At 42.4% G+C, this 9617-nt stretch carries 17 protein-coding genes and 1 pseudogene; 14 read left to right on the top strand and 4 right to left on the bottom strand.

What is annotated here, in order from left to right:
* From EDC41_RS13940 to EDC41_RS11140, 5 genes and pseudogenes are all read left to right on the top strand, one after another.
* Positions 1-538 (top strand): annotated as a pseudogene (locus EDC41_RS13940) (hypothetical protein); the annotation flags it as partial.
* Positions 538-1185, top strand: coding sequence for a replication protein P (locus EDC41_RS11155; RefSeq protein WP_032844508.1), 648 nt, complete (start codon positions 538-540; stop codon positions 1183-1185). The pseudogene EDC41_RS13940 and the gene EDC41_RS11155, both read left to right, overlap by 1 nt.
* Positions 1182-1754: a DNA N-6-adenine-methyltransferase gene (locus EDC41_RS11150; protein WP_115262425.1), complete on the top strand. Its 573-nt coding sequence runs from the start codon at positions 1182-1184 to the stop codon at positions 1752-1754. The genes EDC41_RS11155 and EDC41_RS11150 overlap by 4 nt, the downstream gene beginning before the upstream one ends.
* A gap of 20 nt (positions 1755-1774) precedes the next feature.
* Positions 1775-1987, top strand: coding sequence for a hypothetical protein (locus tag EDC41_RS11145; RefSeq protein ID WP_006252693.1), 213 nt, complete (start codon positions 1775-1777; stop codon positions 1985-1987).
* Positions 1974-2402 carry a recombination protein NinB gene (locus tag EDC41_RS11140; protein WP_032844507.1) on the top strand — a complete coding sequence of 143 codons (429 nt, stop codon included), beginning with the start codon at positions 1974-1976 and terminating at the stop codon, positions 2400-2402. The genes EDC41_RS11145 and EDC41_RS11140 overlap by 14 nt, the downstream gene beginning before the upstream one ends.
* 42 nt (positions 2403-2444) lie before the next feature.
* Here EDC41_RS11140 and EDC41_RS11135 read toward each other — a convergent pair whose 3' ends face one another.
* The 3 genes from EDC41_RS11135 to EDC41_RS11125 form a co-directional block, all read right to left on the bottom strand.
* Complete coding sequence (locus tag EDC41_RS11135) at positions 2445-3092, bottom strand: BRO family protein (RefSeq protein WP_115262424.1); 648 nt, start codon at positions 3090-3092, stop codon at positions 2445-2447.
* A gap of 300 nt (positions 3093-3392) precedes the next feature.
* Complete coding sequence (locus tag EDC41_RS11130; protein WP_032844505.1) at positions 3393-3713, bottom strand: HigA family addiction module antitoxin; 321 nt, start codon at positions 3711-3713, stop codon at positions 3393-3395.
* 10 nt (positions 3714-3723) lie between these two features.
* Complete coding sequence (locus EDC41_RS11125) at positions 3724-4029, bottom strand: type II toxin-antitoxin system RelE/ParE family toxin (protein WP_032844503.1); 306 nt, start codon at positions 4027-4029, stop codon at positions 3724-3726.
* 190 nt (positions 4030-4219) lie between these two features.
* Here EDC41_RS11125 and EDC41_RS11120 point away from each other — a divergent pair, with 190 nt between their 5' ends.
* From EDC41_RS11120 to EDC41_RS11110, 3 genes are read left to right on the top strand one after another with little or no spacing between them, the layout of a single operon-like run.
* Positions 4220-4504 (top strand): DUF1364 domain-containing protein, encoded by a 285-nt coding sequence (locus EDC41_RS11120; protein ID WP_115262423.1) that lies wholly within the window; start codon positions 4220-4222, stop codon positions 4502-4504.
* Positions 4501-4869: a RusA family crossover junction endodeoxyribonuclease gene (locus EDC41_RS11115; protein ID WP_115262422.1), complete on the top strand. Its 369-nt coding sequence runs from the start codon at positions 4501-4503 to the stop codon at positions 4867-4869. Before EDC41_RS11120 ends, EDC41_RS11115 begins: the two co-directional genes overlap by 4 nt.
* The gene (locus tag EDC41_RS11110) at positions 4859-5224 is read left to right on the top strand and encodes an antiterminator Q family protein (RefSeq protein WP_115262421.1); all 366 of its coding nucleotides are present in this window, start codon (positions 4859-4861) and stop codon (positions 5222-5224) included. The genes EDC41_RS11115 and EDC41_RS11110 overlap by 11 nt, the downstream gene beginning before the upstream one ends.
* Here EDC41_RS11110 and EDC41_RS11105 read toward each other — a convergent pair.
* Positions 5192-5386 (bottom strand): hypothetical protein, encoded by a 195-nt coding sequence (locus EDC41_RS11105; protein WP_021280056.1) that lies wholly within the window; start codon positions 5384-5386, stop codon positions 5192-5194. The two genes, EDC41_RS11110 and EDC41_RS11105, sit on opposite strands and share 33 nt — an antisense overlap.
* Positions 5387-5825: 439 nt before the next feature.
* On the opposite strand from EDC41_RS11105, the gene EDC41_RS11100 reads away from it, so the two are divergent.
* The 6 genes from EDC41_RS11100 (at position 5826) to terL (ending at position 9594) form a co-directional block, all read left to right on the top strand.
* Positions 5826-6185: a phage holin, lambda family gene (locus EDC41_RS11100; protein ID WP_165876904.1), complete on the top strand. Its 360-nt coding sequence runs from the start codon at positions 5826-5828 to the stop codon at positions 6183-6185.
* A 14-nt stretch (positions 6186-6199) separates the two neighbouring features.
* Positions 6200-6796, top strand: coding sequence for a glycoside hydrolase family 19 protein (locus EDC41_RS11095; RefSeq protein WP_115262419.1), 597 nt, complete (start codon positions 6200-6202; stop codon positions 6794-6796).
* The gene (locus tag EDC41_RS11090) at positions 6797-7147 is read left to right on the top strand and encodes a DUF2570 domain-containing protein (RefSeq protein ID WP_006252685.1); all 351 of its coding nucleotides are present in this window, start codon (positions 6797-6799) and stop codon (positions 7145-7147) included.
* On the top strand, positions 7092-7325 hold the full coding sequence (gene lysC / locus EDC41_RS13585; RefSeq protein WP_061887059.1) for an Rz1-like lysis system protein LysC: 234 nt from the start codon (positions 7092-7094) through the stop codon (positions 7323-7325). The genes EDC41_RS11090 and lysC overlap by 56 nt, the downstream gene beginning before the upstream one ends.
* 389 nt (positions 7326-7714) lie before the next feature.
* Complete coding sequence (locus EDC41_RS11075; protein WP_040080897.1) at positions 7715-8212, top strand: hypothetical protein; 498 nt, start codon at positions 7715-7717, stop codon at positions 8210-8212.
* A gap of 2 nt (positions 8213-8214) precedes the next feature.
* The gene (gene terL, locus EDC41_RS11070; protein ID WP_006252036.1) at positions 8215-9594 is read left to right on the top strand and encodes a phage terminase large subunit; all 1380 of its coding nucleotides are present in this window, start codon (positions 8215-8217) and stop codon (positions 9592-9594) included.
* Positions 9595-9617 lie beyond the last annotated feature (23 nt).

The following is a 9617-nucleotide window of genomic DNA, read 5'->3' as shown; positions in this document are numbered from 1 at the left end:
CAAAATGGACGGTAAAGATTATGTCCGTTTAACTGAAAAAGGTTGTGAATGGAATAAATTCGAGCCGATCCGAGAGTCGGAAAAAAATCCGAGTGTCGGAAATCAATCCGAACAAACTCGGAAAAATTTCCGAGAAAGCTCGGAAAAAAATCCGACAGATAATAATACTAATTATAAAAATACTAATGATCATAATAATACCCTTACGGGTATTAACGCACACACACGTGAGACTAAAAAATCTGCTGTGTTGGTGTTGCTTGAGCAATTCGACATCACAGGCAAATTGGCGGAGGATTTTATCGTACACCGCAAAGCCAAAAAAGCCCCGATTACCGAAACTGCACTGAATGGCTATCAGCGAGAGGCAGACAAAGCCAAAATCCCGATTCAAAAGGCGGTAGAAATTGCGATTGAACGTGGCTGGACAGGTTTTAAGGCGGATTGGCAGTGGCAAGACGAGCAGCCTAAACATCGTCCAAAAGACAATATGCGTGCCGAATGGAACACACCGGAAGCGTGGGCGGAGGTGCTTTGATGAGCCTGCAAAAAACAGAGCAAAATCGACCGCTTGCGGTGTTAGGTGAGCAGCAAGGCAAATTATCCAGCGAAATCGAAAACTTGGTTGATCGCATTTTCGACCAGTTGTTAGCAAGCTGCCCAAGTATTCAATACTGGTCGGAAAAGCAAGTTGCCACAGCCAAAAAACAATGGATTTTAGGCTTTGCGGAGAACGGAATCCGCACGGTTGAGCAAGTTCGACATGGTATGAAAGCATTAAGAGCAAAAACTGATGATTTCGTTCCGAGTATCGGCAAATTTATCCAGTGGTGCAATACGATTGACTATCACGAATTAGGATTACCTGATTTAGAGCAGTTACTCAAGCTTTTGGATCGCTCTTTAAGATTTGATTTTATTGAGATTCAGAAACTTAAATTTAAATCAAACGCTGAATATTGGTTGATAACTGACCTATACGCACGTAACAAGAAATATAGTTGGAAAGATGAAACCTTACGTAATCAAGCAGAAAAAGCCTTAGTGGCAATGGCAAAACGAATTATGAGCGGAGAGCAAATTCCACCACCTAAACCGGTGATTGAAGAGAAAAGAAAACCACCATTAGACCCACGCATTCAGAGGCTTTTAGATGAGAAAAAGCGAGCAGGAGCAATGCAATGACAGATTTTGATAAAGACACTTACCAAACGCCAAAGTATTTGCGTAATTGGCTAAATCATCGCTATGCGTGGTTTCACATTGACGGTTGTTCTAACGGCAAAAACGCATTGTATAGCTACTGGATTGGCAAAGCGGCAGAAGGCTTGGACGAAGACACGCTAAGTGGTCAGATTGCCGAGGATTTCTTGGCAGATAACTTGCTCGATGTGATCTTGGAATGTGTGGCAGAGTGGGGCGAATTACTGCGTATTTTCGTGAATCCGCCATACAGCAACCCACTGCCGTTTGTACAACGGGCGGCAGAGCTGAAAAAAGCCGGTCATATCGTAGTAATGCTTTTGCCGGCAGATAAATCTACCCGTTGGTATCAGGTTATCCAAGAAAATGCCAGTGAGGTGATCGACATTATCGGTGGGCGTATTAATTTTATTAATCCGCTCACAGGCGAGGAAGTGAAAGGCAACAACAAAGGCTCGATGGTGGCGGTGTTTGATCCGTTTGTGGAGGGAATAGTTACCCGTCAAATGCCGCTGGATAAGATTAAGGAACTGGGCGGTTATGAAGGATAACGAAGGGTGGGACGGTTTAGATGATTACTTATAAATGCCCTAAATGCAACGGAGAGCTTGAGGATTTAAGCATTAATGATGAATGGGGCTGGTTTTTAGATGAGCCGTATCGTTGTAATGGACACTATACAGGGCAATTCCCAAGTGTAAGCAAGGATTGCTCGTTAAACCGCACAAAATCCTGTGGGTACTTTAGCAAGAAAGAGGTTAATAAAGCGAATGGCAGATCATAATTTACCCCGAATGTATTTAGTGAATGAGGCGGTTCGCAAGCGTGCGATTGAGATGATTTTAGCCTTGCCGTTAGATGATAAAAATCCGCTAGTGATTGAGATTAAGCCTAAAACCCGTTCAATGGAGCAGAACGATAAATTTCACGCAATGTTAGGCGATATTTCCAATCAAGCGGAATGGCAGGGGGATAGATACGATTTATACGGTTGGAAGAATTTAATTGTGAGCGGACATACGATAGCAACGAAATTGCCGTATAAGCTTGTTACCGGGTTAGAGGGCGAGTTAGTCAATGTGCGTGAGCAGACATCTAAAATGGGCGTTAAACGAATGACTAGCTTGATTGAGTATACAACCGCTTGGGGTGTATCAAACGGTGTGCGTTTTAACGATAGATTTGGATTTTGGGGATAAAAAGACCGCTTGCGGGAACAAGCGGTCGGTTTAGTTTGAGTTTTAGCTTGTAGCTAATTCAGCTTTTAGCGTGAAACTTTCCTCAAGTTTTTGGAATGGACGGCTTTCGAACTCAATGCCTTGAGTTATGCGGTGAACGAGTTTACCAATACGTTTTAGGTGCATACCGTATTCAAGGTGCATTGAATGTGCTTTGGGGTATAAATTTGAGCCGAGTGCTTGAAGTGCCGGCTTAAGGCTTCCGATAAACTCGCACATTTGATTTGCTTCAAACCAGCACCAAGCAATATCTTCAAGATCAGATTTTGTAAATTCTCGTTGGTATTTCTTTGGCGGCTCGGGTAAGGCTAATTGCTGTTGAGCTTGGTATTTTCCCGTTTTGCGGATTTGCGGTAGCACTTCTTCAAAGACCCAGTTTTGGAACTCGACTGCTTCGGCTTTGCGTGATTTGAAGATGATACGGTAAAGGTTTGGTTCGTTGATGAAAGTAAGTTCCTGATTACCGCTGGTGGTGGGGACGTACGCTTTGCGTACACCCTCTTGATTTAGCATATCAGCATTCACTCTGCGTGAGTTTTGAATGTTCATCACAAGACAAACATCAACTAAGCAGAAGTACGGCTCATTTTTGATGATTTCAATACGGACAGGGTTAGATTTGAAATTGAATGTAGAAATTTGAGTTGTCATTGTTTGTTCCTTTTGATGGAAATCCCGAAAATCGGGCGGTCGAGAGCTCAAAACTTGCAAACAATCAAGCGGAGTTATTCCCTTACGGTGTTGTATTCCTCACACTCTCGACCATTGGTAAAAAATTGTTGTTTTTTGACCGCTTGTAATGGGCTAAGTAATGGCTTGGCTTAGACCACTAAAATTTAGGTACAAAAAAATCACGCTGACGGGGTGAATTACCGTTGTTTGTAAAGGCTTTTGAGACCTTGTGAAATATCCTACGCCTAACAGAGGAGCTTGTCAAGCGTAGGGGATAATTTAAGCAAATGCAGGCATACCTTGCCAGTGATTTACGGCTTTTACGCTATCAAGGCTTTGTTGGAAGCGGTTGTTATGGCGGAGTTCCCATAAATCGCAGGCAGTTTGTAAGTTAAGCCAAAATTCAGGGCTGGTATCAAAGGCTTTTGCCAGTTTGAACGCCATTTCAGGGCTAACACGGCAACTGTTATTCACAATGTTGCTGGCGGTATTGCGATGAACAGCTAAGATTTCAGCAAGATCGCCAATTTTTAGGTTAAGTGGCTCTAAAAATTCTTCTTGGAGAATTTCCCCGATAGGGGTGGGTTTACGTTGCATCATATTGCCTCCGTTATAGGTCGTAATTGTGTGGGTCAAGGTATAAATCAGAGAGTTCATTGTTTTCAAACTTGAAAATCAATCGATACTGTTTGTTTACTCGAATTGAATAGACGTTGTTTTGTTTCGGCTCAAGTAACTCTAAGCGATTAGCAGGCGGACTGCGTAAGTCATTCAGATTTTCAGCTGCATTAATCATATCCAGTTTGCGAGCTAATACGCTTGTGAGATTAGCAGGGATTGTTCTGCTGACTTCGCCATATTGGAAGAACCGATAAAGAGCTTTATCTCTAAAATGGGCTTCGGTTAAGTTAAACATTTCTCTCTCCTCTAGATATGAGGGATTATAAAATAAATATATGCACAATGCAATTATGCAAAATAAGAAAAGGTAAAAAGAATGATTGATGAGTTGGTTTTAATTTTAATCACTATCGCTATTGTTAGCGTATGTGCCAGTTCACTCTTCTTCATTGAGTGGTTTGATAAAAGAGACAAAGGAGGTTGGAATGGCTAATCTACGCAAAGAGGCAAAAGGCAGAGAGTGCCAAGTCCGTTTGCCGGGTATCTGTAATCATAATCCGGAAACGGTGGTATTGGCTCACTATCGAATGGCAGGATTAAACGGTGTGGGAATGAAACCCGATGATATTTTCGGGGCGTGGGCTTGCAGTAGCTGCCACGATGAGTGCGACCATAGAACTCGCAAATTAGAAGCGGATTATGTGAGACAGGCTCATGCAGAGGGCGTATTTAGAACGCAGGCTATTTTACGGAGAGAAGGGAAATTATGAGTGATTGGCTTGAAATTGCGTTGCCTTATCCGCCGAGTGTGAATCATTACTGGAAGCATACCCGAAACGGTAGGCATTATATTTCAGATAAGGGGAAAGCCTTTAGGGCGGAGGTGGTAAAAATCTGCAAAATGTTCGATCCGTTTAAAGGAGCGGTACAAACGGTATTGCAGGTTTATTACCCTGATAAACGCAAGCGTGATCCGGATAATTTAGAAAAAGCCTTGTGGGATGCATTAAAAATCGGTGGCTTAATTGAAGAAGACGATAATCAAATTTTAGTCGATAAGCGAACAATTACAGCAGGTTTTAAGAAAGGGGGAATGGTTGTGTTAAAAATTAAGGCGGTGGGTAATGCAAATTGATGTAAAGGGTGTATTAAGTTTATGGGGTGGATATGTGCGTTTTACCGACTGCAAGGGCTATCCGACAATGCAGGCATTTATGCGTGAGTCTCCACAAGAGAGAACAAAACAGCGTTATTTGGCACGCTTAGATGATGATACGCTTGAGAAAGTCGATCGGCAAATGCGGAAGTTACAAGCCAATGACAAGCGACAATTTGATGTACTGTTTTATAAATATGCAGTAGGGTTAGAGAATAAGCAGGTTTGGCAGAAGTTATCGCTCAGCAAGACTTCATATCATACAGAATTACTTCTTGCCGAACGATTTATGGAGGGAGCATTAGCCGGTAGTGAAATTCGTTTGTTCTTGTAGCTTCTCAACGGCTAATTTAATTAGTTGATTTTGGGGAATATTTAACTGTTGGGCAAGTTGCTCGATTTGTGCGATTGTGCTTTCGTGCAGTTTAAAGGCTTTAAGTTTAATTCCCCGTTTTGCGTTGCTACGGTTTACAATTTCGGTTCTTGACAGTGCCATCATAAATCCTTAATATAGGTTTTGAAGAGTAGGGAGATTTCTCCCCCTACTTAGTTTCATTCAATTAGTACGCTGGGGAGCAAATCACTAAGAGAATGATAACTAGGATAATGCGGTAAAGCATTTGTTATCCCTCCAAAAGTCGGTGGGATTAAAGGTCGCCACCGGCTCGTTTCCAGCACTATTACTGAAAACAAGTTTATTATATGTTGGATAACCAATATATTCAAGCAAAATATCGTTAAAAAGCCCATGGTTTTGTAAATTATGGGCTTTTTTGCATTTAAATGATTAAAAAGTGTTGCAAAGTTCGGACTTAATCTATATTATTTATGGTAAGTTGCGGTTCATTGCATAGGTGGTGAACTTAAAAGAATTTTACAGCCCTGAGCAGAAATGTTTGGGGCTTTTTTATTACCCCGAGATAGTGGGGTGGAGTATGAAGATGCCGGATAAAGATCCGAATGTATGGCTGGTAATTAGTGCATACATTCAGCAAAATTATAATGCCATTACAGGATTTGTAATGGCTTTTTTTATGTCTATGCTCAGGGCGTGGTTTTTACAACAAAAAAGCACTTATCGCCAGCGATTTCTTGATGGTGCAATTTGTGGAGCGTTAACGCTTTCTTGTATGTCGCTATTAACCCACTTTGGCGTTGGCGAAAGTTTATCTACCTTTGCAGGTGGAATGATTGGGTTTGTGGGAGCTGAGAAAATCCGTGAATTTTTATTTGCCTTAATTCGTAAAAAAATCGAAGTAAATGATGTCGGCTTTAACCGAAAAAGTGATGAATAAGTAACGGTGGATATATGTTAATTAGCGAAAGAAAATTTAAACAAGTGTTCCCCAATGCGATTGACGGAATTTATGCCGGAATTGCCAAACACATTGAAAAAGCCGGTTGCAAGACGAAAGAGCAGCAAGCAATGTTTTTGGCTCAATGTGGCGTAGAGTGTGCCGGTTATAAAACCTTTGAAGAGAATTTGAATTATTCCGCTACGGCATTATTAGCCACATTTCCGAAATATTTTACCCAACACAATGTCGTACTTTATGCTCGAGATAAGCGTGCTATTGCTAACCGAGTATATGCGAACCGTATGGGAAACGGCAATGAACAAAGCGGAGACGGTTGGAAATATCGTGGGCGTGGTTTAATTCAAATTACCGGTAAGGCAAATTATATCGAGTTTGCTAAATGGGAGGGATTACCAAGTTTAGTTGCCAGCCCTGACCAAATCACGAATAACCTTGCTCTTTGCGTGCAGGTTGCCGTGTGGTATTGGCAAAGCCGCAAGTTGGCAAATTACGGTAGCGATGTGTTGAAAGTAACCAAGTTGATTAACGGCGGTACTCACGGGCTATCACAACGTACGAACTACTATCAAAGATTAATGGCGGCATAAATGAGCAAATATATTTATCTCGTTGCCGTCATTTTGATTTTAGGGCTGTGCGGCTGGGTTTTGCATCAGTCCAAGCAGATTGATGGCTTAAGAGCCGAAAACCAAACGCAAGCCCAAACCATTGAGCAGCAGCAAAAAGCCAATCAACGGCTAACCGATAGCTTAGAGCAAGAGCGACAAGCGGTCGAAAAAAGCCAAAAAATTGCAAATGAGCTGCGGAATAAAGTGGAGGTGGCCAAGAATGAAATTACATCAATACTGGCACAAGACAGTTGTGCTAAGGCTGATTTGCCTAATGGTGTTGCTGATAGCATTAAGCGGTTGCACCAGCAAAACAATCGTCAGCACTGAGTATTTATATCCGCCTGCGGCTTACCTTGTGCCGTGCGAGCGGACAGCATTTAGCGGTAAAACCTACGGCGATACGGTGGAGTATCTCATTAAAGTAATGGGAGAGCGTGATTTGTGTGCGAGTCAAATTGACCGTATTAGAGAGTGGCAAGCACAGACTAAGCAAGGGTTTAAATAACTTGGTGGATTAAGCCGCTAATGAGAATGGGAGCTTAATTGCTCCCTTTTGTTTTAATAAAAAGTAAATGCCACATAATTTAGTTATTGTTTCGGGGTTGGTTGGATAAAACACCGAGGAAATACCTAAGTGATGTGATTTATATAAAACAAAACCCCGAACATTTGCGGTGTTCGAGGTTTTTTTTATTACCCATTGAAACGGAATGAGTAACAAGTTATGGAAATTATTACATTTTTAACCGTAACCATCAAGGAGATTCTTATGGAATATGGTTTATGGCAAATAAGCCTAGCAGTAACAGTCCCTATTTTGGCGTTCGTGTCGCCAAAGCTGATTAATGCTATTGCTAATCTATTAAATGCAATGAAGTAAAGGAATTTAACCCAATGACTAAAAAAGGCGAGGGTAAATCCACGTCTAAGTCACGTGGTCAACCTACAAAATATAAACCAGAGTACGTTACTCAAGTTGAAAAATTATGTCTGCTTGGCGCAACGGACAAAGATATAGCCGATTTTTTTGAAGTGGCTGAATCTACTATTAATAACTGGAAAATTGAATATCCTGAATTCTTGGAGTCCATAAAAAAAGGAAAGTTATTAGCTGATGCGAATGTAGCCAACAGCCTTTATAAAAGAGCATTGGGCTATGAGGCTCCAGATATTGATATTCGAGTGATTGATAATCAAATTGTTGAAACGCCTTTGATTAAGCATTATCCGCCAGATCCAACATCAGCCATTTTTTGGCTCAAAAATAGGCAGCCTGATAAATGGCGTGATAAGCAAATTCAAGAGGTTTCAGGGACTGTTACCAGCCAAAACATCAACCTATCCAACGATGAATTTAGGGCGATTGCCAAAGAATTATTAGAAAAGGTGTAGTTATGTTTCAGTTTAGTGCAGCACAAAAAATCGTGGCGGCTGAACTGGCAAGAACCGATCTCTATTTTTTCACTCGCTATATGTTTCAGCAAAAGCGGGGTTATCAATGGCTACAAGCACTACATCACGAATTGATTTGTGCCGCGTTAATGCGAGTGTTTCGTGGCGAGTGTAAGCGGTTAATCATCAACATTCCACCACGTTATTCAAAGACAGAAATTGCGATTGTGAATTTCGTGGCGTGGTGCTTTGGACAAGTGCCGGACTGCGAGTTTATTCACGCTAGTTATTCATCTACGCTTGCGGTTAATAATAGTTCAAATATCCGCTCACTTATTCAACACGAAGCCTATCAAGAAATCTTCCCGAATGTCACACTTGATAGTGAAGCAAAAAACCATTGGACAACCTCACAAGGCGGCGCGTTCTATGCCACCGGTGCAGGCGGTACGATAACCGGTTTTGGTGCAGGTAAAGAGCGAGCCGGTTTTGGCGGAGCAATTCTGATAGACGATCCGCATAAAGCTGATGAGGCTCGCTCCGAAGTAATGCGGCAAAATGTGATTGATTGGTTTCAGAATACCGTTGAGAGCCGTAAGAACAGTCCGGAAAACACGCCGATTATCGTGATTATGCAACGCCTGCACGAGAACGATTTAGCCGGTTGGTTATTAAACGGCGGAAACGGTGAAGAGTGGGAATTGTTGTGTTTGCCTGCTATTCAGAAAGACGGTTCAGCATTATGGCCGGAGAAGCACAGCATTGAGCAACTTCGCCAAATGGAACAAGCAGCTCCCTATATGTTTGCCGGTCAATATATGCAACATCCGGCACCACTTGACGGCGGTGTATTTAAGCCAACGCAAATGCCGATCATTGAAGCGTTGCCGGTAGGTAAAATCAAATGGGTGCGTGGCTGGGACTTGGGGGCAACAGTGGGCGGAGATCCGACCGCCGGTGTTAAGCTCGGCAAATGCGAAGATGGTTCGCTGATCATTGCAGATATTGCACACGGCGATTTAGGGCCGGACGAACGGGATAATATGATCCGCAACACGGCAGCCTTAGACGGGAAAAGTGTGCGTATTAGCTTACCACAAGACCCGGGGCAAGCTGGGAAAACTCAAGCCCTGTATTTAACCCGAATGCTACAAGGCTATCCCGTTAAAACCAGCCCTGAGAGTGGCGACAAGCTCACCCGAGCCGAGCCGTTTGCCTCACAAGTGAATGTAGGTAACGTGAAAATGCTTAAAGGGGCGTGGAATGAGGGATTGATCAATGAAATGAGATTATTCCCGAATGGCAATCACGATGACCGCATAGACGCTTGTTCTCGTGCTTATGCAGAGCTGTTGGCGAAAGGGTCTTCATATTTTGGTTAATTGCAAAATTTTATTGAAATCCA

Origin of the sequence: Mannheimia haemolytica (genome assembly GCF_004342115.1) — a bacterium.
Classification (GTDB): domain Bacteria; phylum Pseudomonadota; class Gammaproteobacteria; order Enterobacterales; family Pasteurellaceae; genus Mannheimia; species Mannheimia haemolytica.
Note: the sequence above shows the minus strand (reverse complement) of the source record. Positions and strands in the feature narration are given on the sequence as shown.

What these genes read in the sequence shown, in the direction of transcription:
- EDC41_RS11105 (WP_021280056.1), bottom strand. Translation starts at nt 5,386, where the DNA reads ATGGCACTGTCAAGAACCGAAATTGTAAACCGTAGCAACGCAAAACGG.
- EDC41_RS11125 (WP_032844503.1), bottom strand. Translation starts at nt 4,029, where the DNA reads ATGTTTAACTTAACCGAAGCCCATTTTAGAGATAAAGCTCTTTATCGG.
- EDC41_RS11145 (WP_006252693.1), top strand. Translation starts at nt 1,775, where the DNA reads ATGATTACTTATAAATGCCCTAAATGCAACGGAGAGCTTGAGGATTTA.
- EDC41_RS11075 (WP_040080897.1), top strand. Translation starts at nt 7,715, where the DNA reads ATGACTAAAAAAGGCGAGGGTAAATCCACGTCTAAGTCACGTGGTCAA.
- EDC41_RS11095 (WP_115262419.1), top strand. Translation starts at nt 6,200, where the DNA reads ATGTTAATTAGCGAAAGAAAATTTAAACAAGTGTTCCCCAATGCGATT.
- EDC41_RS11140 (WP_032844507.1), top strand. Translation starts at nt 1,974, where the DNA reads ATGGCAGATCATAATTTACCCCGAATGTATTTAGTGAATGAGGCGGTT.
- EDC41_RS11100 (WP_165876904.1), top strand. Translation starts at nt 5,826, where the DNA reads ATGAAGATGCCGGATAAAGATCCGAATGTATGGCTGGTAATTAGTGCA.
- EDC41_RS11150 (WP_115262425.1), top strand. Translation starts at nt 1,182, where the DNA reads ATGACAGATTTTGATAAAGACACTTACCAAACGCCAAAGTATTTGCGT.
- EDC41_RS11110 (WP_115262421.1), top strand. Translation starts at nt 4,859, where the DNA reads ATGCAAATTGATGTAAAGGGTGTATTAAGTTTATGGGGTGGATATGTG.
- EDC41_RS11115 (WP_115262422.1), top strand. Translation starts at nt 4,501, where the DNA reads ATGAGTGATTGGCTTGAAATTGCGTTGCCTTATCCGCCGAGTGTGAAT.
- terL (WP_006252036.1), top strand. Translation starts at nt 8,215, where the DNA reads ATGTTTCAGTTTAGTGCAGCACAAAAAATCGTGGCGGCTGAACTGGCA.
- lysC (WP_061887059.1), top strand. Translation starts at nt 7,092, where the DNA reads ATGGTGTTGCTGATAGCATTAAGCGGTTGCACCAGCAAAACAATCGTC.
- EDC41_RS11135 (WP_115262424.1), bottom strand. Translation starts at nt 3,092, where the DNA reads ATGACAACTCAAATTTCTACATTCAATTTCAAATCTAACCCTGTCCGT.
- EDC41_RS11120 (WP_115262423.1), top strand. Translation starts at nt 4,220, where the DNA reads ATGGCTAATCTACGCAAAGAGGCAAAAGGCAGAGAGTGCCAAGTCCGT.
- EDC41_RS11155 (WP_032844508.1), top strand. Translation starts at nt 538, where the DNA reads ATGAGCCTGCAAAAAACAGAGCAAAATCGACCGCTTGCGGTGTTAGGT.
- EDC41_RS11130 (WP_032844505.1), bottom strand. Translation starts at nt 3,713, where the DNA reads ATGATGCAACGTAAACCCACCCCTATCGGGGAAATTCTCCAAGAAGAA.
- EDC41_RS11090 (WP_006252685.1), top strand. Translation starts at nt 6,797, where the DNA reads ATGAGCAAATATATTTATCTCGTTGCCGTCATTTTGATTTTAGGGCTG.